Below are 19,642 nucleotides of genomic sequence, written 5' to 3' on the forward strand. Positions count from 1 at the left end.
TTCGCTCGCAATGACGGGGATAGCTTGCGCCGAAGGCTACAGCGCGACGCTGCGCAGCCCAAAACTGCGCGCCTCGTTCTGAAGCACCGGCCGCACGGAATCGATCAGCCTTGCGGCCGCAGCATCGACCGAGAGCCCAGCGGTGTCGACCACCGCCGATGCGCGCGCGTAAAGCGGCTCGCGGCTGACCAGGATGTTGCGCAATTCGGCCATCGCCGAGCGGTCGTCGGCCATCGGCCGCAGATCGCCCTGGCGGCGGACGCGGGCCATGTGCTCTTCCGGCTCGGCCTTCAGCCAGATCGTGTAGAACGACGACAGGATCAGGTCGAAGGTCAAAGCCTCGGAGACGATGCCGCCGCCGGTCGCCAGCACCATCAATTCCTTGCGCGCCAAGAGCTGCGTCAGCGCGGCCTGCTCCATGCGGCGAAAGCCTTCCTGGCCGTAGAGCGCGATGATCTCGGCGACCGAGAGGCCGTTCTGCGCCTCGATCTCCTTGTTGAGCTCGACGAAGCTCCAGCCGATCTTCTTCGCCAGCATCCGCCCGAGCGTGGTCTTGCCGGCGCCGCGCAGGCCGATCAGCGCGATGCCGGAGAACGAGGCGCGGCGCGGCGCCAGCGGGCTGCTGCCGGCCAGCATGTCCTTGGCCTGCGCGATCTGGCTCGGCGACGCCTTGCGCAGCAGATCGCGGATCACGGCCCAATCGGGCACCGGCTCGCTGGAGGGGATCAGGTCCTCGAGATGCGCGCCCATCGCGCCTGCGACACGGCGCAGCAGCACGATCGAGACATTGCCTTTGCCGCTTTCGAGCTGGGCGATGTAGCGTTCGGAAATGCCGGAAACCTTGGCGAGCACCTTGCGCGACATGCCGCGCAAGGCGCGCATCGTGCGCACGCGCTGGCCGAGCTGTTCGAGGAAGTCGGTTTCCGGATCGTTGGCTGCGGTCATGATCCCTGCGCGACACGAGTTTTCGGAAACATAATGCCGATAAGGATTGACAGCAAGCCGAGCAAGTGGCTTTGTATGAATTATAATTCTTAAATTCACAGGAGAGGGAAGCGTGGCACGTCTGGGTCCGAGGAGCGTGGCATGACTTATAACGCAGTCTCCTGGCTGCTCGACCGCAACGTCGATGAGGGCCGCGGCGACAAGGTCGTGTTCGACGACACGGTGTCGCAAATCACCTACGGCCAGTTGCAGCAGCAGACCCGGCGGGTCGGCAACATGCTGCGCCGGCTCGGCATCCGCCGCGAGGAGCGGGTCGCGATGATCATGCTGGACACGGTCGATTTCCCGATCGTGTTCCTGGGCGCGATCCGCGCCGGCGTGGTGCCGGTGCCGCTCAACACGCTGCTGACCGCGGAACAATACGCCTACATCCTCAGTGATTGCCGCGCCCGCGTGCTGTTCGTCTCCGAGGCGCTGCTGCCGGTCGTCAAGGACATCATCGCGCGGATGCCGGACCTCGCGCATGTCGTGGTCTCCGGCAAGGACGCGCACGGCCACAAGCGGCTGTCGGACGAGATTGCGCGCGAGGGCGACGTATTCGAGACTGCGCCGACCCATGCCGACGAGCCGGCGTTCTGGCTCTATTCGTCGGGCTCGACCGGGATGCCGAAGGGCGTGCGCCATCTGCATTGCAATCTCGCCGCGACCGCGGAGACCTACGCCAAGCAGGTGCTCGGCATCCGCGAAGACGATGTCGGCCTCTCGGCGGCAAAGCTGTTCTTCGCCTATGGCCTCGGCAATGCACTGACCTTCCCGATGTCGGTCGGTGCCACCACGATCCTCAATTCGGAGCGGCCGACGCCGGCGGTGATGTTCGCGCTGATGAACAAGTATCACCCCAGCATCTTCTTCGGCGTGCCGACGCTGTTCGCGGCGATGCTCAACGACGAGGCGACCAAGGCGCAAGCCGCGGGCGATCGCCTGCGGGTCTGCACCTCGGCCGGCGAGGCGTTGCCGGAATCGGTCGGCAATGCCTGGCGCGCGCGTTTTGGGGTCGACATCCTCGACGGCGTCGGCTCGACCGAGTTGCTGCACATCTTCCTGTCGAATGCGCCCGGCGACATCAAATACGGCTCGTCCGGCCGTCCGGTGCCCGGCTATAAGGTGCGGCTGGTCAACGAGGCCGGTGCCGATGTCGCCGATGGCGAGGTCGGCGAGCTGCTGGTCGACGCGCCCTCGGCCGGCGAGAGCTACTGGAATCAGCGCGCCAAGAGCCGCGCCACCTTCGAGGGCGCCTGGACCCGCACCGGCGACAAATACACCCGTGATGCCGACGGCCGCTACACCTTCTGCGGCCGCGCCGATGACATGTTCAAGGTCTCGGGCATCTGGGTCTCGCCATTCGAGGTCGAGAGCGCGCTGATCACCCATCCCGCGGTGCTGGAAGCCGCCGTCGTGCCGGAGGCCGATCCGGAAGGCTTGTTGAAGCCGAAAGCCTATGTGGTGCTGCGGCCCGAGAGCTCGGCCACTGGTCTGCACGAGGCGCTGAAGGAGCACGTCAAGCAGAAGATCGGCCCGTGGAAATATCCGCGCTGGATCGATGTCGTCGACAATCTGCCGAAGACGGCGACGGGGAAGATCCAGCGGTTCAAGTTGCGAGAACACTAGCTCTCCGTCGTCCCGGCGAAGGCCGGGACCCATACGCCGCGGCGATTGTTTTGAGAGATGCTGTTCGACGGCTTTTGCGCAACAACTGAAGCCTGTGGTTATGGGTCCCGGCCTTCGCCGGGACGACGATGAGGAAGGGCCGATCATGCAAAACCTAAACCCCAACGGCTTCCTCAGCATCGACGGCGCCGAGCTCGAATATCGCATGATCGGCCCGTCACCGGATGCGGCGCCGACCATCGTGATGCTGCATGAAGGGCTCGGCTGCATCGGGCTATGGAGCGACTTTCCGGAGAAGCTGCAAGCTGCGACCGGCGCCGGCGTGTTCGCCTATTCGCGTGCGGGATATGGCGCCTCAATGCCGGCGAAGCTGCCGCGTCCGGTCGACTACATGCATCGCGAGGCGATCGACGTGCTGCCGAAGCTGCTCGATCGGATCGGCTTTCGCCGCGGCCTGCTGCTCGGCCATTCCGATGGCGCGTCGATCGCGGCGATCTATGCCGGCGCCCATCAAGATCATCGGCTGCACGGGCTGGCGCTGCTCGCGCCGCACTTCATCGTCGAGGACATTTCGGTTCGGTCGATCGCCGAGATCAAGACGGCGTACGAGACCACCAATCTGAAGGAGAAGCTGGCGCGCTGGCACAAGGATGTCGACAACGCCTTTTATGGCTGGAACGATGCCTGGCTCGATCCGAAATTCCGCGACTGGGATATTTCCGACTATCTCGCCTACATCCGTGTGCCCGTGCTGATCGTGCAGGGCGCGGATGATCAATACGGCACGATGCGCCAGGTCGAGATCGCGCAGGACGAATGCTATTGCCCGGTCGATGTCGCGGCCATTGCGGGTGCCGGCCACTCGCCGCACCGTGAGGCGCCCGTGGTGACGCTGGACGCGGTCACCGAATTCGCCCGCGCCGCGCTGCGCGACGACCCGGCACTGGCGGCCTGACCTTTCCTGCCGGTGTTAGGCCATTGGCCCAGCGAGCGATTTTCCTGAACATGAAACAAAATGCATGTTTTTGCGTTTTGAACTGGACTAGGTTGAAAACATGCATTATTGTGCATGAAGTCAACACGAACCATCACAACGAACAACAGGTAAGGGTGGCCCATGGCTGGTGACGATCGCGTCCTTGCAGGCGGGGCGAAGTACATCGACTTCCAGACCGAGCCGTCGCGCTACCGGCACTGGAAGCTCGACGTCGCCGGCGACGTCGCGACGCTGACCATGGACGTCGACGAGAATGCCGGCCTGTTCGAGGGCTATCAGCTCAAGCTCAATTCCTACGATCTCGGCGTCGACATCGAGCTTGCGGACGCCGTGCAGCGGCTGCGCTTCGAGCATCCCGAGGTCAAGGTCGTGGTGATGCGCTCGGGCAAGAACCGGGTGTTCTGCGCTGGCGCCAACATCCGCATGCTGGCCGGCTCGACCCACGCGCACAAGGTCAATTTCTGCAAGTTCACCAACGAGACCCGCAACGGCCTGGAGGATTCCAGCGAGAATTCCGGCCAGAGCTTCATCACCCTCGTCAACGGCACCGCGGCCGGCGGCGGCTATGAGCTGGCGCTCGCGACCGACCACATCATGATGGCCGATGACGGCGCCGCCGCCGTCGCGCTGCCGGAAGTGCCGCTGCTCGCGGTGCTGCCGGGCACCGGCGGCCTCACCCGCGTCGTCGACAAGCGCAAGGTGCGCCGCGACCACGCCGATTTCTTCTGCACCATCGAGGAAGGCATCAAGGGCAAGCGCGCGGTGTCGTGGCGGCTGGTCGACGAGATCGCGCCGAACTCCAAGCTCGAAGGCAAGCTTGCCGAGCGCGTCAAGGAATTCGCAGCGAAGTCGAAGCGCAATGGTGAGGGCAAAGGCCTCGCATTGACGCAGCTCGACCGCACCATCGACGACAGCGCGATCCGCTACGGCTTCGTCAGCGTCGACATCGATCGCGCCGCGCGCATCGCCACCATCTCGATCAAGGCGCCGGAAGCCACCGCGCCCGCCGACATCGACGGCCTGATCGCGCAGGGCGCTGCGTTCTGGCCGCTACAGGTCGCCCGCGAGCTCGACGATGCGATCCTGCATCTGCGCATCAACGAGCTCGGCATCGCGATGCTGGTGTTCAAGAGCCATGGCGACCGCGCCAATGTCGTATCTTATGACGCGTTCCTGGAGGCCAACAAGGCGCACTGGCTGGTCAACGAGGTCAGGCACTACTGGAAGCGCGTGCTCAAGCGCATCGACGTCACCTCGCGCACGCTGGTGACGTTGGTCGAGCCCGGCTCCTGCTTCGTCGGCACCTTGGCCGAGCTCGTGTTCGCCGCCGACCGCTCCTACATGCTGATCGGCCAGAAGCAAGGTGATAACCGCCCGCCGCCGGCGATCGAGCTGACCGCAATGAATTTCGGGCCGTACCCGATGAGCCACGGCCTGACCCGGCTGCAATCGCGTTTCCAGGCCGACCCGTCGGATCTGGAGCGGGCGCAGGCCGCGATCGGCAAGGCGCTCGACGCCGAGGAGGCCGAAGAGCTCGGCCTCGTCACCTTCGCGCTCGACGACATCGATTGGGACGACGAGGTCCGCGTGTTCTTCGAGGAGCGCACCTCGTTCTCGCCCGACGGCCTCACCGGCATGGAAGCCAATCTGCGCTTCGTCGGGCCGGAGACCATGGAATCGAAGATCTTCTCCCGCCTGACCGCGTGGCAGAACTGGATCTTCCAGCGGCCCAACGCGGTTGGCGAGGACGGCGCGCTGCGCCGCTACGGCACCGGCCAGAAGGCACAGTTCGACATGACGCGGGTCTAGCGAATACCGCCGTCATCCTGAGGTGCGGGCGCTTGCGAGCCTCGAAGGATGATCGGAGGCAAGAATGCCAGACAAGCATCCTTCGAGACGCGCTACGCGCTCCTCAGGATGACGGTTGAGCAAGACGCGATACGCACCGAAACGATACCAAGGAGCACGGCCATGAACATGAACATCATGAACGTCGATTACTCGACCAAGATTCCGAACAATGTGAATCTCGCCGAAGACCGCCAGGTGCTGAAGGCGCTGGAGGGCTGGCATCCCGGTTACATGGACTGGTGGAAGGACATGGGGCCGGACGGCTTCCAGGAGTCGCTGGTCTATCTGCGCACCGCCTATTCGGTCGATCCGCGCGGCTGGGCCAAGTTCGACTACGTGCGGATGCCCGAATATCGCTGGGGCATCCTGCTTGCCCCGCAGGAAGAGAACCGCGTCATTCCGTTCGGCGAAGACTTCGGCAAGCCGGCATGGCAGGAAGTCCCCGGCGAGCATCGCGCGATGCTGCGCCGCCTGATCGTGATCCAGGGCGATACCGAGCCGGCCTCGGTCGAGCAGCAGCGCCATCTCGGCAAGACCGCGCCGTCGCTCTACGACATGCGCAACCTGTTCCAGGTCAATGTCGAGGAAGGCCGCCATCTCTGGGCGATGGTCTACCTGTTGCAGAAGTACTTCGGCCGCGACGGCCGCGAGGAGGCCGACGATTTGTTGCGCCGCCGCTCGGGCGATGCGGATAGCCCACGCATGCTCGGCGCCTTCAACGAGGCGACGCCGGACTGGCTGTCGTTCTTCATGTTCACCTACTTCACCGACCGCGACGGCAAGATGCAGCTGCACTCGCTGGCGCAGTCCGGCTTCGATCCGCTGTCGCGCACCTGCCGCTTCATGCTGACCGAGGAAGCCCACCACATGTTCGTCGGCGAGACCGGCATCACCCGCGTCGTGCAGCGCACCTGCGATGCGATGAACGAAGCCGGCATCACCGATCCCTTCGACATCGCCAGGATCCGCGCGCTCGGTGTCATCGACCTGCCGACCATCCAGAAGAAGCTGAACCTGCACTATTCGCTGTCGCTCGATTTGTTCGGCTCGGAAGTATCGACCAACGCGGCGAACGCCTTCAACGCCGGCATCAAGGGCCGCTACAAGGAAACCACGATCGAGGACGATCACCAGCTCAAGAGCTCGACCTATCCGGTCATGAAGATGGTGGACGGCCAGATCAAGATGGTCGACGAGCCGGCGCTGACCGCGCTCAACATGCGGCTGCGCGACGACTACACGCAGGATTGCGTCAAGGGCATGCTGCGCTGGAACAAGGTGATCTCGACCGCCGGCATCGATTACAAGCTCGCGGTGCCGAACACCGCCTTCCACCGCCAGATCGGCGAGTTCAAGGACGTCCATGCGACGCCCGACGGCCTCTTGATCGACGACGCCACCTGGGCGAGCCGCAAGAACGACTGGCTGCCGTCGACCGCCGACGGCGATTTCATCGCCTCGCTGATGAAGCCGGTGACCGAACCCGGCGAGTTCGCCTCCTGGATCTCGGCGCCGAAGGTCGGCATCGACAACAAGCCGGGCGACTTCGAATATGTGAGGATCGAGAGCTGAAGGTTTCTCTCCTTAGGGAGAGAGCAGGAAGGGGCGAGCCGAAGAGGTCCCTGGCTCGCCCCTTTTTCCTTTGTGTCGACCGCTCATTCGGTCATCACCCGCGAAAGCGGGTGATCCAGTATTCCAGAGACAGCAGAGCAGGATCGAGAGGCCGCGGCGTACTGGATGCCCCGGTCTAGCCGGGGCATGACAGTGGTAGATTGGCGCCTCGGGCCGAGCGTCGCGATACCTTGCTACCCCGCTATCTCGAGCCCCGCAGTCGCGTAGACCACGCCGCCGTCGACCGCGATGGTGTTGCCGACGACATAATCGCCGGCGTGGGAGGCGAGATAGATCGCGGTGCCTGCCATGTCCTCGTCGCTGCCGACCCGCCGCGACGGGACGCGCTGCGCCACCTCGTCGGCGTGGTCGCGGGCGGCGCGGTTCATGTCCGACTTGAAGGCGCCCGGTGCGATTGCGGTGACGTTGATGTTGTCCTTGATCAGCCGCGTCGCCATCCGGCGCGTCAGATGGATCACCGCGGCCTTGCTCGCGGCATAGGAGTACGTCTCCATCGGGTTGACGAAGATGCCGTCGATCGAGGCGATGTTGATCACCTTGCCCGGCCTGTCATGGGACGCCGCGGCGCGCAGCGGCTTGGCCAGCGCCTTGGTCAGGAAGAAGATCGACTTGACGTTGAGGTTCATCACCTTGTCCCAGCCGCTCTCCGGGAATTCGTCGAAATCGGCGCCCCAGGCCGCGCCGGCATTGTTGACCAGGATATCGAGCTTCGGCTCGCGCTTGATGATCTCGGCCGCGAGCTTGTCGCAGCCCTCGACGGTCGAGATGTCGATCGGCAGCGCGATGCATTCGCCGTCATAGGCGGCGGACAATTCCTGCGCGGTGGCCTCGCAGGGACCTGCCTTGCGCGCGGTGATGTAGACCCTGGCGGCGCCCTGCGCGAGGAAGCCGGCCGCGATCATCTTGCCGATGCCGCGCGATCCCCCGGTCACCAGCGCGACGCGGTCTTTCAGTGAGAACAAATCCTTGAACATGCGTTCCTCCGTTGCATTGCCTGTGGTTCTGGGCGCGGCGGGGGATCGAGTCAAGGAAGCTGAGTGCCCACTCCCGTGGGGAGAGGGTGGCGGCGCAGGCACCGGGTGAGGGGTCTCCATCCGCGGAGACAGACCCCTCATCCGGCGCGGATTTCATCCGCGCCACCTTCTCCCACAAGGGGAGAAGGGAAGCAGGCTATGCGCTCACAGGAGAGGTGGCGGATATCACGCCGCGTCGATGCGGCGGAAACCGTTCCACACCGCGGTGGCGGCGCCGGAGGTCAGGACCGGCAACAGCCGCGCGTCCTGGTAATTGCCGTTCAGCGAGACCCGCTGCAAGGCAGTCATATGGTCGGCGCTTTCGGGAAACAGCATGCCCGGCCGGGTCGTCACCGCGGTCCGGAAGCCGATCGATCGGGCGAGCGCGAATTCGCGCTGTCCGGCGGCGATCCGGTCGCCATAGGGATAGGCGAGATGCGCGACCGGCCGCTGCAACGCATCCTCGATCCGCGCCCGGCTGGTGGCAAGCTCGAACGAGGCGATGGTCTCGCTCTGCTTGGCGAGATTGCAATGGGTGATGGTGTGCGCGCCGATGGTGACCAGCGGATCGTCGGCGAAGCCGCGCAGCTCGTCCCATGACATGCAGAGCTCGCGCGCGATGCCGGTCTCGTCGACGCCGTGGCGGACGCACAGCGCCGATATCTCGGCCTGCATCTCCTTCTCGCCCGGCAGCGAACGCAGCCAGTCATGCATGCGGCCGAACGCGACGCGCTTGGCTTGCGGCGTCGCCGCGTCGATCCGGGTCATGGCGCCGTCGATCGGCACCTCGATCGCGGGCGCCGCCGATATCGCCCGCTCCAGCGCGATCCACCACAGCCTGCCGCAGCCCTCGGCGAAATCGCTTGCGACATAGACCGTGAACGGCGCGTCGAATTCACGCATCACGGGCAGTGCGAAATCGCGGTTGTCGCGATAGCCGTCGTCGAAGGTGAAGCAGGCGAAGCGCCGCTCGAAATTCCGTTCGGTGAGGCGGCGATGCGCCTCGTCCATGCCGACGACGTCGACGTCGAGCGCACGCAGATGCGTCAGCATCGCGCGCAGGAAGTCCGGCGTGACCTCGAGATGATGGTTGGGCTGGAACGCGTCGCCGCGCCGCGGGCGAACGTGGTGCAGCATGAAGATGGCGCCGACGCCGGCGAAGATCGGTCGCAACAGGATGTGCGCGCCCGAAAAATACAACGCCTCCATCCCGGCACGGATCACGGTGTTGCGGAGTTGTTTCATGAGGGCGCGGGCCGGCCGATTTGCATTCCGCCGCAAACTTAGCGAAAGACCACTGAAGAAACTGTTATCCCGATCCGACATGGCGCCCCCGCCATGGCAATTGATTTGGGGTTTGACAGTCAGCCAAGGGTTTGTTTTCTCTCTGGTTCCCGACCCGCAGGACGCTGAATGCACGGACTTTTCAAGTGGAGTAGCAAGTGGTGGCCGGGGGTGATTCCACTGGTCGTCATGTGGGGTATCGCGGCCTGGACCTCGACGGCAACGGTCGAGGCGGACCTCGCCGCGCGTTCTAATGCCGCACTCAAGGATACCGTCCTCGACAAGCGCCGCATCAGCGTCGATGGCCGTGACGTGACGTTTGCGGCCAATGCCTTCTCCGAAGACGGCCGCCTCAGTGCTGTGGCCTCGGTCGAAGCCGTACCGGGCGTGCGGCTGGTCAATGACGAGACCCGCCTTGTTCCCGAGGCCAAACCCTATGTGTGGTCGGCCGAACGCGACGTGGTGCGGGTCACGCTCGGCGGCAATGCGCCGCTGCCGTCGAGCAAGAACAAGCTGACGGAGGCCGCCAAGGCCAGCCTCGGCGGTGTCGAGGTGGTGGACCAGATGGCGCTCGCCCGCGGCGCGCCGACGCGGTTCGATGCCGCGGCGCTGTTGTTGCTCGACCAGATCGGCAAGCTGAAGGACGGCAAGATCACGCTGACCGACAACAAGGTGGCTCTCGCCGGCATGGCGCGCGAGCTCGGCGGACGCGAAGCGATCGCTGCGGCGCTGAAGAACCTGCCTGAGGGCTATTCGATCGCCGGCAACGACATCAAGGCGCCGCCCTATGTATTCCAGGCCTACAAGGACCCGGTCGCGGTGACGCTGACATTGACCGGCTACGTGCCCGACAACAACGTGCATGCCGCGCTGGTCGCGGCCGCCGGCCGCAAGTTCTTCAGCGAGAAGGTGGTCGACAATCTCAAGGCCAGTGTCGGCGCGCCCTCCGGGTTTGCGGCGGCGGTGGTGCCCGCGCTCGGTGCGCTGTCGCGGCTGTCGACCGGAACGCTTGTGGTATCGGACCGCGAGGTCAAGTTGTCGGGCGATGCGCTCTACGATGCCGCGGCCGGCCAGATCCGCGACGGGCTCGGCAAGGACTTTCCGCAGGGCTGGCAATACAAGGCCGAGGTCACGGTCAAGCCAGCGGCGGCGCCGGTCGATCCCACGGTGTGCCAGCAGCTGTTTTCCGAGATCCTCTCGAAGGGCAAGATCCGCTTCGAGTCCGGCAAGGCCGACATCGTTCCGGATTCCGCGGGTCTGCTCGATCGCCTGATCGAGACCGCGATGCGCTGCCCGAATTCGACGATCGAGATCGTCGGTCACACCGACAGCGACGGCGATGAAGCGGCCAACCAGGCGTTGTCGGAGCGCCGCGCGCAGGCCGTGGTGGATTACCTGGTGCGCGCCGGGCTGCCTGCCAGCCGTTTCACGCCGATCGGCTATGGCAGCACGCAGCCGGTGGCCGGCAACGACAGTGAAGACGGCAAGGCGCAGAACCGCCGCATCGAATTCGTGGTGAAGTAGCGATGACCGTGCTCGCGACATTCTTCTGGGGTTGGCTGCTCGGCGCGGCGCTGCTCGGCTTTTGTATGGGCTGGATCGCGGTGGTGCATCGGGCGCAGGGCGTCTCCAAGCTGTGGATGCGCTGGCTGGCGCTGCTCGCCGTCGCGCTGGTGGCGGCCTCGTTCGCGCATGTCGTGCCCGGCCGCTTCGGCTACTGGCTCGATCTCCTGCTGATCATGTTCGCGCTCTATCTGGTCGGCTGCGCGATCGGCTCCTGGTTGCGCGACTGGGTGGTCTCGCGCAGCAAGCCGGCAGGCTGACACGGCGTCCATCACGGCGGGGTGATCGGCCCCGTAGTTTCCCGGATGGCCTTGCAGTGCCTTCGGCGGGCTAACTGCCGCAGGCGCGGATCAAGCCTTGTCGAAGGTGGCGAGAAACGCGCATATTTGTGCACCCGCTGTCATGAATCATCCCTAATATCTTGAAGATGCGCGTTTTATTGTCGTTTGACGAATTCCACTCCGGCTTAAAACGCGCTACACGGGGCAGGGCACAGCGAAGCGCCGGCGGCGGTCGCCCGGGAGCCGTCGTCGCGGGATCGCAATTCGAGGTCTAGATGCTGGAAGCAACAGGCAGGGCGATGGCGTTTCTGCGCCAGAAGCAAATCCTGCATCGGCTGGGTGTTGTCATCAGCATCGCCGTCATCGGCATCGCCTGTTACGTCCTCTATCACATGCTGCGCGGCATCGACACCAATGAGGTGCTCGAGGCCATCAAGAGCACTGAGCCCCGCCAGATCATGCTGGCGGGACTGTTCGTCGCAGCCGGCTATTTCACGCTGACCTTCTACGATCTGTTCGCGGTGCGCGCGATCGGCCATGCCCATGTGCCCTATCGCGTCAATGCGCTCGCCGCGTTCACCTCCTATTCGATCGGGCACAATGTCGGTGCCAGCGTCTTCACCGGCGGTGCGGTGCGCTACCGGATCTATTCGGCCTGGGGATTGAACGCGATCGACGTCGCCAAGATCTGCTTCCTCGCCGGCCTGACCTTCTGGCTCGGCAATGCCGCGGTGCTCGGGCTCGGCATCGCCTATCATCCGGAGGCCGCCGCCAACATCGACCAGCTGCCGCCGTGGCTCAACCGCGCGATCGCCTTTGCGATCATCATCGCGCTGGTGGCCTATGTGGTCTGGGTCTGGACCCAGCCGCGGGTGGTCGGCCGTGGTCCCTGGACGGTGACCTTGCCGGGCGGCCCGCTGACCCTGCTGCAGATCGCGATCGGCATCGTCGACCTCGGCTTCTGCGCGCTGGCGATGTATGTGCTGGTGCCCGACGAGCCCAATCTGGGCTTCGTCGTGGTCGCGGTCATCTTCGTGTCGGCGACGCTGCTCGGCTTCGCCAGCCACTCGCCCGGCGGCCTCGGGGTGTTCGACGCCGCCATGCTGGTCGGCCTCTGGCAGATGGACCGCGAGGACCTGCTCGGCGGTATGCTGCTGTTCCGGCTGCTCTACTATATTGTCCCTTTCGTCATATCTGTAATCTTGCTGACGTTTCGGGAGGTTATCGTCGGCGCCCGACTCAAACGGCTGCCGCAGGCTGATTCGGGTCCCCGCGCGCAGCCGCACCGAGAAGCGGTTTTGGTCCGAAAGCGCGGTGACTCCGGCGTCTGATGAAGCAGCCCCGATGTCTCCCGAGGACAGGTCGATTGACCGCGCCTGGGCGAGACACGAACCGACGGGATGAAAGCCGCCGCGATGGCAGTTGACGATACGCCTTCCTCGATTTTTTCGCCCTGGCCCGACCGGCTGCGTCACGCGGCGCTGATCCTGCTCGCGGCGGCGCTGGCGCTGAGCGTGGTGGTCGCGCTCGGCGAATTGTCGCTGGTGCGGGCCTGCGCGGTGTTCGCCTGCATCGCCGCCGCTGCGCTGGTGCCGTGGCGGCTGCATGATGCCGGGACGTCGCGCGAGGACGTCCGCGGCGTCAATCCGGTCGAGGCGGCTGCCGTCAGCGCCGTCGTCGCTGGCATGCCGGATCCGGCCGTGCTGCTCGACCGTGCCGGCCGCGTCATCCATCTCAACGCCGCCGCGGCCCAGCTTGCCCCGGCGCTGCGCAGGAACGAACTGGCGCAGTTCGCACTGCGTTCCCCTGAAATTATCACCGCGCTGCGCGAGGCGATCGCGACCACCGAGCCGCGCCGCGCCACCTATACCGATCACGTCCCGGTAGATCGCTGGATGGAACTGGTCATCACGCCGGTTCCGGTGCCGACCCAGTTCGGCGGCACCGAGAAGTGCATGCTGATGACCTTCCACGACCTGACGCCGCTGCGCCGGGTCGAGGAGATGCGCGCCGACTTCGTCGCCAATGCCAGCCACGAGTTGCGCACCCCGCTCGCGGCGCTGTCCGGCTTCATCGACACGTTGCAGGGGCCGGCGCGAGAGGACGTGCGGGCACGCGAGCGCTTCCTCGGCATCATGCACACCCAGGCCACCCGCATGGCGCGGCTGATCGACGATCTGCTGTCGCTGTCGCGGGTCGAATTGTCGGCCCATGTCCGCCCCGAGGCCTCGATCGACATCGTGCCGATCATCCGTCAGGTCGCCGACGGCCTCGAGGTGCTGGCGAGCGAGCGCCAGGTCGAGATCGAGGTCGATCTGCCGCCGACCCCGGTCACGATCGCCGGCGACCGCGAGGAACTGCTGCGGCTGTTCGAGAACCTGATCGAGAATGCGCTCAAATATGGCGCCTCGGGCGGGCGCGTCATAGTGTCGCTCAATCAGACCGTTTCGGGCGCATCGGGCGAGGGAAGCCCCGAAATCCGTGTCCTGGTACGGGATTTCGGTCCCGGCATCGCCCCGGAGCACCTGCCGCGGCTGACCGAGCGGTTCTACCGGGTGGACGTCGGCGACAGCCGAAACCAGGGCGGAACGGGCCTCGGATTATCGCTGGTGAAACATATTCTTAACCGTCATCGCGGGCGTCTTTTGATCGAGAGCGTGCCGAAGAATGGCGCCACTTTTACCGCCTGTTTTCCCCGCCCGAAGACCCCGGTACAGACCCAAAGCTAAGCGTTATCAGTCGCTTAGCTCTGTCATCCAACTGTCATCCAACCTTCGTAAAACCGGCACCGACCGCTCCTAGATGGACCGGCGTGAGCGCGATCGGGCGCATTCGGCGCTTCGCTCACACGATGGAGACCACCCCATGAATTTCATCAAAGCAATCGTCGCTGCCGGCATGGTCGCCGCTTCGACGTCGGCCTTCGCTGCCGATATCACCGGCGCGGGCGCAACGTTTCCGTTCCCGATCTATTCGAAATGGGCTGACGCCTACAAGAAGGACACCGGCAACGGCCTGAACTATCAGTCGATCGGTTCGGGCGCCGGCATCAAGCAGATCCAGGCCAAGACCGTGACCTTCGGCGCCACCGACGCGCCGCTCAAGGCCGAGCAGCTCGAGAAGGACGGCCTCGTCCAGTGGCCGATGGTGATGGGCGCGATCGTTCCGGTCGTGAACGTCGAAGGCATCAAGTCGGGCGATCTCGTGCTCTCGGGCGAAGTGCTCGGCGACATCTATCTCGGCAAGATCACCAAGTGGAACGACGCGGCGATCGCCAAGCTCAATCCGAAGCTGACCCTGCCGGGTGACGCGATCACCGTCGTGCGCCGTTCGGACGGTTCGGGCACCACCTTCAACTTCACCGACTACCTCTCCAAGTCGAACGCCGAGTGGAAGTCCAAGGTCGGTTCCGGCACCGCGGTCGAGTGGCCGGTCGGCGTCGGCGCCAAGGGCAACGAAGGCGTTGCCGGCAACATCGGCCAGACCAAGAATGCGATCGGCTATGTCGAATACGCCTATGCCAAGCAGAACAAGCTGACCTACACCGCGCTGGTCAACAAGGCCGGCAAGACCGTGCAGCCGACCATCGCCGCCTTCCAGGCTGCGGCGTCGAACGCCGACTGGGCCAAGGCTCCCGGCTACTACGTGATCCTGACCGACCAGCCGGGCGAAGCCTCCTGGCCGATCACCGCCGCGACCTTCATCCTGATGCACAAGGAAGCCACCGACAAGGCGGCCTCGCAGGAAGCGCTCAAGTTCTTCAAGTACGCCTTCGAGAAGGGCGGCAAGGCGGCCGAAGAGCTCGACTACATCCCGATGCCGGAATCGGTCGTCAAGCTGATCGAGAAGACCTGGTCCTCGGACATCAAGAGCTAAGCTATCGCTTCGACCAAGGCTTGTGCCGTTCGAATGGCGGCGCAGGCCGAGCGACCAAGACCCGGGGTTCGTCACTGCGGCAAGACACGCGGATGAGCCCCGGGGTTCGCGCCCCCGGCGCAACCGGAACGACGCCCGGCCTTTTGCGTCAGTGAAGATCGCTTCGGGGGCGTAGCGGTTAGTGCAGCTTTCAAATAATAAAGAGGGAAGTGGCGTGGCAGACATGGCTGTTCAGAGCGATGTGATGGAAGCCGCGGGACCTTACGATCGCGCCAAGGCCCTCAGCGCCTTCAAGCTCGGTGATGCCACCTTCTATTGGATCACCCGCGTCTCGGCGATTTCGGTCCTGTTGATCCTCGGCGGCATCATCCTGTCGCTGATCGTCGGCGCCTGGCCGGCGATGAAGGAGTATGGCCTCGCCTTCCTCTGGACGCAGCGCTGGGCGCCCTCGGCCGATCCGCCGGTGCTCGGCGCGCTCGGCCCGATCTACGGCACGCTGATCACATCGGTCATCGCGATGCTGATCGCGATCCCGGTCGGCATCGGCATCGCCGTCTTCCTCACCGAACTCTGCCCGCAATGGCTGCGCCGTCCGATCGGCATCGCCATCGAGCTGCTCGCCGGCATCCCCTCCATCATCTACGGCATGTGGGGCTTCTTCGTGCTCGGCCCGTTCCTCGCCAACACGTTCCAGCCCTTCATGATCAGGGCTTTCGAGGGCATTCCGGTGCTCGGCGCGGTGTTCGCAGGCCCGCCGTCCTATCTCAGCCTGTTCAACGCCGCGTTGATCCTCGCGATCATGGTGCTGCCCTTCATCACCGCGATCTCGGTCGACGTGTTCAAGACCGTGCCGCCGGTGCTCAAGGAAGCCGCCTACGGCATGGGCTGCACCACCTGGGAAGTCGTCCGCAGCGTGGTGATCCCCTACACCCGCGTCGGCGTGATCGGCGGCATCATGCTGGCGCTCGGCCGCGCGCTCGGCGAGACCATGGCGGTCACCTTCATCATCGGCAACTCGTTCCGCATCTCGTCGTCGATCTTCGCGCCGGGCACCACGATCTCGGCGGCGATCGCCAGCGAGTTCGCCGAGAGCGACGGCCTGCACCAGTCCGGCCTGATCCTGCTCGGCCTGCTGCTGTTCGTGCTGACCTTCTTCGTGCTCGCCGGAGCGCGGCTGATGCTGATGCGGCTTGAAAAGAAGGCGGGGAAGTAACGCCATGAACCCGATCTACAAATCCCGCCGCCGCAGCGACATCGTGATCCGCGCGCTCTGCGTCGGCGCGGCGCTGTTCGGCGTCACCTGGCTGGCGCTGATCCTGATCACGCTGCTCTACAACGGCCTCGCCGGCCTCAGCGTGCAGCTGTTCACCCAGAACACGCCGCCGCCCGGCTCGACCGAAGGCGGCCTGCTCAATGCCATCGTCGGCTCGGTGATCATGACCGTGATCGGCGTCGGCATCGGCGCGCCGCTCGGCCTGTTCGCCGGCACCTACCTCGCCGAATACGGCAGGCACGACAAGCTCACCTCGGTGATCCGCTTCATCAACGACATCCTGCTCAGCGCGCCCTCGATCATCATCGGCCTGTTCATCTATGGCGCCGTGGTGGTGCCGATGCGCGGCTTCTCGGCGATCGCAGGCAGCCTCGCGCTCGCGGTGATCGTGATCCCGGTCGTGCTGCGCACCACCGAGGACATGCTGCTGCTGGTGCCCAACCCGCTGCGCGAGGCGGCGTCGGCGCTCGGCCTGCCGCGTTCGCTGGTGATCAAGCGGATCGCCTATCGTGCGGCCCGGTCGGGCCTGATCACCGGCGTGCTGCTGGCGACCGCCCGCGTCGCCGGCGAGACCGCGCCGCTGCTGTTCACGGCGCTGTCGAACCAGTTCTTCAGCCTCAACCTGACCAAGACGATGGCCAACCTGCCGGTGACCATCAACAACTTCGTGCAGAGCCCCTACGCCTACTGGAAAGAACTGGCGTGGAGCGGCGCACTGCTCATCACATTCACCGTGCTCGCGCTCAATATCGGCGCGCGTATCCTTGGTGCTGAAAGGGCCGCAAAATGACCGAGCTTTCTGTTTCCACGACTGCCGCGGGTCACGTTCCCCAGGTTCCGTTGCCGGAAGCGCCGCCGAAGGTCACGGTGCGCAACCTCAACTTCTACTATGGTGAGCACCACGCGCTGAAGAACATCAACCTGACGCTCGGCACCAACCGCGTCACCGCGTTCATCGGTCCCTCCGGCTGCGGCAAGTCGACCCTGCTGCGCATCTTCAACCGGATGTACGACCTCTATCCGGGCCAGCGCGCGGTCGGCCAGCTGATGCTGGACCAGACCAACATTCTCGATCCCAAGCTCGACCTCAACCTGCTGCGTGCGCGGGTCGGCATGGTGTTCCAGAAGCCGACGCCGTTCCCGATGACGATCTACGAGAACATCGCTTTCGGCATCCGCCTCTACGAGAAGATCTCGAAGTCCGAGATGGACGACCGGGTCGAAAAGGCGCTGCGCGGCGGCGCGCTGTGGAACGAGGTCAAGGACAAGCTGAACGCCTCCGGCCTGTCGCTCTCCGGCGGTCAGCAGCAGCGCCTGTGCATCGCGCGCACCGTTGCGGTGCGTCCCGAGGTGATCCTGTTCGACGAGCCGTGCTCGGCGCTCGATCCGATCTCGACCGCCAAGGTCGAGGAGCTGATCCAGGAGCTCTCCGAGGATTACACGATCGCGATCGTGACCCACAACATGCAGCAGGCGGCGCGCGTCTCCGACAAGACCGCCTTCATGTATCTCGGCGAACTGATCGAGTTCGACGACACCAACAAGATCTTCACGTCGCCGAGCGATCGACGCACCCAGGACTACATCACCGGCCGGTTCGGCTGAGGAGACAAGCGATGGCCTCTGAACATACCGCCAAGGCATTCGACAGCGACCTGCAGGAATTGACCCGCCTGGTCGCCGAGATGGGCGGCCTCGTCGAGCGGATGATCACCGAGTCGGTCGACGCGCTGATCCGTCGCGACGTCGCGCTCGGCAAGCGCGTGGTCGCCGCCGACATCGAGATCGACAATCTGCAACGCGTCATCGAAGAGCGCGCGGTGCTGACGATCGCCCGCCGCCAGCCGATGGCGATCGACCTGCGCGAAATCGTCAGCGCGATGCGCGTGGCCACCGATCTCGAGCGGATCGGCGATCTCGCCAAGAACATGGGCAAGCGCGTCGCGGCGCTGGAGAGCGATTTCCAGCCGCTGAAGCTGATCCGCGGCCTCGAGCACATGACCGATCTCGTGCTGTCGCAGGTCAAGTCGGTGCTCGACGCCTACGCGGCACACGACCTGCCGGCGGCGATGAACGTCTGGAAGGGCGACGAGGAGGTCGATGCGATCTGCACCTCGCTGTTCCGCGAGCTGCTGACCTACATGATGGAGGATCCGCGCAACATCTCGTTCTGCATCCATCTGATGTTCTGCGCCAAGAACATCGAGCGGATCGGCGATCACGCCACCAACATCGCCGAAACCGTGTTCTACATGATCGAGGGCCAGCAGATCACCGACAAGCGCCCGAAGGGCGACATGACCAACTTTGCCACCACGGTGCCGGGCAACTAGGGCATGATCCGCGACAGCGGAACCGGATTGTCCTCGCGACAGATCGTTTGCGCGGGGACCTTGCTGAAGGAAGTAAGCGTTTCGGTTTGCGTCTGGGCAACGGATCACCACAGAGAAAGAACTTAGACCGATGAGCGCACGCATTCTGGTAGTCGAAGACGAGGAAGCGCTGACGACGTTGTTGCGCTACAACCTCGATGCGGAAGGCTACGATGTTGAAACCGTCGGGCGCGGCGATGATGCCGACACCCGGCTGAAGGAGCGCGTTCCCGACCTCGTGGTGCTCGACTGGATGCTGCCGGGTCTTTCCGGCATCGAGCTGTGCCGCCGCCTGCGGGCGCGGCCGGAGACCAAGCAGCTTCCGATCATCATGCTGACCGCGCGTGGCGAGGAGAGCGAGCGCGTGCGCGGGCTGGCCACCGGCGCCGACGATTACATCGTCAAGCCGTTCTCGGTGCCCGAGCTGCTGGCACGGGTGAAGGGCCTGCTGCGCCGCGCCAGCCCGGAGCGGCTTGCGACCGTGCTGACCTATGGCGACATCGAGCTCGACCGCGAGAAGCGCCGCGTGGCGCGCTCGGGCCGGCCGATCGATCTCGGGCCGACCGAGTATCGCCTGCTCGAATTCTTCCTCGAGCATCCCGGCCGCGTGTTCAGCCGCGAGCAGCTGCTCGACAGCGTCTGGGGCCGCGACATCTACATCGATGAGCGCACCGTCGACGTCCATATCGGTCGCCTGCGCAAGCTGCTCAATCCGGGCCGCGAGCAGGATCCGATCCGCACCGTGCGCGGCGCCGGCTATGCGCTCGACGACCGCTTCGCCAAGGCCGAGCCGCAGCCGTAATCGGCTGCGGGTGCGCGCGACGGTGTCATCATAGCAAGCAACCACGTGAGGTGAGCACACTCTCGGGCTCCCTCCCCCCTTGCGG

At 65.0% G+C, this 19,642-nt stretch carries 17 protein-coding genes; 14 read left to right on the forward strand and 3 right to left on the reverse strand.

Annotated elements, in window-relative coordinates; genetic code table 11:
• Nucleotides 1-36: 36 nt before the first annotated feature.
• A complete protein-coding gene (locus B2W55_RS33230) occupies nucleotides 37-1,032 on the reverse strand; it encodes a helix-turn-helix transcriptional regulator (protein ID WP_371412402.1) in 996 nt (331 codons plus the stop codon).
• Between the two features lie 54 nt (nucleotides 1,033-1,086).
• On the opposite strand from B2W55_RS33230, the gene B2W55_RS33235 reads away from it, so the two are divergent.
• The 4 genes from B2W55_RS33235 to boxB all read left to right on the forward strand — a co-directional run bounded on the left by B2W55_RS33235 (nucleotide 1,087) and on the right by boxB (nucleotide 7,033).
• Nucleotides 1,087-2,613 (forward strand): benzoate-CoA ligase family protein, encoded by a 1,527-nt coding sequence (locus B2W55_RS33235; RefSeq protein ID WP_024578971.1) that lies wholly within the window; start codon nucleotides 1,087-1,089, stop codon nucleotides 2,611-2,613.
• Between the two features lie 145 nt (nucleotides 2,614-2,758).
• On the forward strand, nucleotides 2,759-3,568 hold the full coding sequence (locus tag B2W55_RS33240; protein WP_024578972.1) for an alpha/beta fold hydrolase: 810 nt from the start codon (nucleotides 2,759-2,761) through the stop codon (nucleotides 3,566-3,568).
• A 162-nt stretch (nucleotides 3,569-3,730) separates the two neighbouring features.
• On the forward strand, nucleotides 3,731-5,419 hold the full coding sequence (boxC, locus tag B2W55_RS33245; protein ID WP_024578973.1) for a 2,3-epoxybenzoyl-CoA dihydrolase: 1,689 nt from the start codon (nucleotides 3,731-3,733) through the stop codon (nucleotides 5,417-5,419).
• Between the two features lie 162 nt (nucleotides 5,420-5,581).
• Nucleotides 5,582-7,033, forward strand: coding sequence for a benzoyl-CoA 2,3-epoxidase subunit BoxB (gene boxB, locus B2W55_RS33250; RefSeq protein ID WP_024578974.1), 1,452 nt, complete (start codon nucleotides 5,582-5,584; stop codon nucleotides 7,031-7,033).
• 233 nt (nucleotides 7,034-7,266) lie between these two features.
• Here the strand turns inward: boxB and B2W55_RS33255 are convergent, their stop codons facing one another.
• Both B2W55_RS33255 and B2W55_RS33260 read right to left on the reverse strand, forming a co-directional pair.
• Nucleotides 7,267-8,067, reverse strand: coding sequence for an SDR family NAD(P)-dependent oxidoreductase (locus tag B2W55_RS33255; protein ID WP_024578975.1), 801 nt, complete (start codon nucleotides 8,065-8,067; stop codon nucleotides 7,267-7,269).
• 225 nt (nucleotides 8,068-8,292) lie between these two features.
• Nucleotides 8,293-9,351: a polysaccharide deacetylase family protein gene (locus tag B2W55_RS33260; protein ID WP_024578976.1), complete on the reverse strand. Its 1,059-nt coding sequence runs from the start codon at nucleotides 9,349-9,351 to the stop codon at nucleotides 8,293-8,295.
• A gap of 168 nt (nucleotides 9,352-9,519) precedes the next feature.
• Here B2W55_RS33260 and B2W55_RS33265 point away from each other — a divergent pair, with 168 nt between their 5' ends.
• From B2W55_RS33265 to phoB, 10 genes are all read left to right on the forward strand, one after another.
• A complete protein-coding gene (locus B2W55_RS33265; protein ID WP_024578977.1) occupies nucleotides 9,520-10,914 on the forward strand; it encodes an OmpA family protein in 1,395 nt (464 codons plus the stop codon).
• Nucleotides 10,915-10,916: 2 nt separating this feature from the next.
• On the forward strand, nucleotides 10,917-11,213 hold the full coding sequence (locus B2W55_RS33270; protein WP_024578978.1) for a hypothetical protein: 297 nt from the start codon (nucleotides 10,917-10,919) through the stop codon (nucleotides 11,211-11,213).
• A 296-nt stretch (nucleotides 11,214-11,509) separates the two neighbouring features.
• Nucleotides 11,510-12,565: a lysylphosphatidylglycerol synthase domain-containing protein gene (locus B2W55_RS33275; RefSeq protein ID WP_024578979.1), complete on the forward strand. Its 1,056-nt coding sequence runs from the start codon at nucleotides 11,510-11,512 to the stop codon at nucleotides 12,563-12,565.
• Nucleotides 12,566-12,649: 84 nt separating this feature from the next.
• A complete protein-coding gene (locus B2W55_RS33280) occupies nucleotides 12,650-13,963 on the forward strand; it encodes an ATP-binding protein (protein WP_024578980.1) in 1,314 nt (437 codons plus the stop codon).
• A 136-nt stretch (nucleotides 13,964-14,099) separates the two neighbouring features.
• Entirely contained in the window at nucleotides 14,100-15,110 is a 1,011-nt protein-coding gene (pstS, locus tag B2W55_RS33285; protein ID WP_024578981.1) for a phosphate ABC transporter substrate-binding protein PstS, read from the forward strand.
• A gap of 223 nt (nucleotides 15,111-15,333) precedes the next feature.
• Nucleotides 15,334-16,323 carry a phosphate ABC transporter permease subunit PstC gene (gene pstC / locus B2W55_RS33290; protein WP_024578982.1) on the forward strand — a complete coding sequence of 330 codons (990 nt, stop codon included), beginning with the start codon at nucleotides 15,334-15,336 and terminating at the stop codon, nucleotides 16,321-16,323.
• Nucleotides 16,324-16,327: 4 nt separating this feature from the next.
• Nucleotides 16,328-17,173 carry a phosphate ABC transporter permease PstA gene (gene pstA, locus B2W55_RS33295; protein ID WP_024578983.1) on the forward strand — a complete coding sequence of 282 codons (846 nt, stop codon included), beginning with the start codon at nucleotides 16,328-16,330 and terminating at the stop codon, nucleotides 17,171-17,173.
• Nucleotides 17,170-17,988: a phosphate ABC transporter ATP-binding protein PstB gene (pstB, locus tag B2W55_RS33300; protein ID WP_016844065.1), complete on the forward strand. Its 819-nt coding sequence runs from the start codon at nucleotides 17,170-17,172 to the stop codon at nucleotides 17,986-17,988. Before pstA ends, pstB begins: the two co-directional genes overlap by 4 nt.
• Before the next feature lie 11 nt (nucleotides 17,989-17,999).
• Complete coding sequence (gene phoU / locus B2W55_RS33305) at nucleotides 18,000-18,716, forward strand: phosphate signaling complex protein PhoU (RefSeq protein ID WP_024578984.1); 717 nt, start codon at nucleotides 18,000-18,002, stop codon at nucleotides 18,714-18,716.
• 130 nt (nucleotides 18,717-18,846) lie between these two features.
• The gene (phoB, locus tag B2W55_RS33310; RefSeq protein WP_016844067.1) at nucleotides 18,847-19,557 is read left to right on the forward strand and encodes a phosphate regulon transcriptional regulator PhoB; all 711 of its coding nucleotides are present in this window, start codon (nucleotides 18,847-18,849) and stop codon (nucleotides 19,555-19,557) included.
• The last annotated feature ends 85 nt before the right edge of the window (nucleotides 19,558-19,642 follow it).

The organism is Bradyrhizobium sp. UBA2491, from assembly GCF_002341725.1.
In the GTDB taxonomy this organism is placed as follows: domain Bacteria; phylum Pseudomonadota; class Alphaproteobacteria; order Rhizobiales; family Xanthobacteraceae; genus Bradyrhizobium.

Excerpts from the sequence above, each read along its gene's own strand:
- B2W55_RS33235 (WP_024578971.1), top strand. The coding sequence starts at position 1,087 with ATGACTTATAACGCAGTCTCCTGGCTGCTCGACCGCAACGTCGATGAG.
- B2W55_RS33240 (WP_024578972.1), top strand. The coding sequence starts at position 2,759 with ATGCAAAACCTAAACCCCAACGGCTTCCTCAGCATCGACGGCGCCGAG.
- boxC (WP_024578973.1), top strand. The coding sequence starts at position 3,731 with ATGGCTGGTGACGATCGCGTCCTTGCAGGCGGGGCGAAGTACATCGAC.
- boxB (WP_024578974.1), top strand. The coding sequence starts at position 5,582 with ATGAACATGAACATCATGAACGTCGATTACTCGACCAAGATTCCGAAC.
- B2W55_RS33255 (WP_024578975.1), bottom strand. The coding sequence starts at position 8,067 with ATGTTCAAGGATTTGTTCTCACTGAAAGACCGCGTCGCGCTGGTGACC.
- B2W55_RS33260 (WP_024578976.1), bottom strand. The coding sequence starts at position 9,351 with ATGAAACAACTCCGCAACACCGTGATCCGTGCCGGGATGGAGGCGTTG.
- B2W55_RS33265 (WP_024578977.1), top strand. The coding sequence starts at position 9,520 with ATGCACGGACTTTTCAAGTGGAGTAGCAAGTGGTGGCCGGGGGTGATT.
- B2W55_RS33270 (WP_024578978.1), top strand. The coding sequence starts at position 10,917 with ATGACCGTGCTCGCGACATTCTTCTGGGGTTGGCTGCTCGGCGCGGCG.
- B2W55_RS33275 (WP_024578979.1), top strand. The coding sequence starts at position 11,510 with ATGCTGGAAGCAACAGGCAGGGCGATGGCGTTTCTGCGCCAGAAGCAA.
- B2W55_RS33280 (WP_024578980.1), top strand. The coding sequence starts at position 12,650 with ATGGCAGTTGACGATACGCCTTCCTCGATTTTTTCGCCCTGGCCCGAC.
- pstS (WP_024578981.1), top strand. The coding sequence starts at position 14,100 with ATGAATTTCATCAAAGCAATCGTCGCTGCCGGCATGGTCGCCGCTTCG.
- pstC (WP_024578982.1), top strand. The coding sequence starts at position 15,334 with ATGGCTGTTCAGAGCGATGTGATGGAAGCCGCGGGACCTTACGATCGC.
- pstA (WP_024578983.1), top strand. The coding sequence starts at position 16,328 with ATGAACCCGATCTACAAATCCCGCCGCCGCAGCGACATCGTGATCCGC.
- pstB (WP_016844065.1), top strand. The coding sequence starts at position 17,170 with ATGACCGAGCTTTCTGTTTCCACGACTGCCGCGGGTCACGTTCCCCAG.
- phoU (WP_024578984.1), top strand. The coding sequence starts at position 18,000 with ATGGCCTCTGAACATACCGCCAAGGCATTCGACAGCGACCTGCAGGAA.
- phoB (WP_016844067.1), top strand. The coding sequence starts at position 18,847 with ATGAGCGCACGCATTCTGGTAGTCGAAGACGAGGAAGCGCTGACGACG.